This window comes from Streptomyces sp. 4F14 (genome assembly GCF_048159485.1).
GTDB lineage: Bacteria > Actinomycetota > Actinomycetes > Streptomycetales > Streptomycetaceae > Streptomyces.
In genome coordinates this window covers 1-432 of the sequence record NZ_JBLRVY010000145.1, presented here as the reverse complement: position 1 = coordinate 432, position 432 = coordinate 1, and the positions used below count along the sequence as shown (strand labels likewise).

At 72.7% G+C, this 432-nt stretch carries 1 protein-coding gene; it reads left to right on the top strand.

Translation table 11 applies throughout. The features are described from left to right. Positions 1–416 (top strand): PadR family transcriptional regulator (locus tag ACLZOT_RS50040; RefSeq protein WP_416975993.1); only part of this gene is annotated, 416 nt, incomplete at its 5' end. Positions 417–432: the final 16 nt, after the last annotated feature.

The window sequence follows — 432 nt, the reverse complement described above, 5'->3', positions numbered from 1 at the left end:
GCCTCCTGCACGTCCGCGACGTCCCGCAGCGGGGGCGGCCGGACAAGAAGGAGTACTCCGTGGCGGCCCCCGGACGTGCGGCGCTCTCGGCATGGCTGCACGAGCCGATCGAACCGGAGAGCGTACGCCACGAACTGGCCGTGAAGATCAGGGGAGCGGCCTTCGACGACCCGACGGCGCTGCTCTCCGAGGTCGAGCGCCACCGGAAGGCCCACGACGACCGGCTCCGGCGCTACCTCACCGGGGAGCAGCGGGACTTCACCGGTCCCGAAGCACCCGACCCCCTGGACGTCGGCCAGGAACTCCAGCACGTCGTCCTGCGCGGCGGCATCGCCTACGAGCGCATGACCATCGCCTGGCTCGACGACGTCCTCGACACCCTCCACCGGCTCCGCGCCACGAAGCCCCGCGCCTGAACACCCGGCGCCCGCC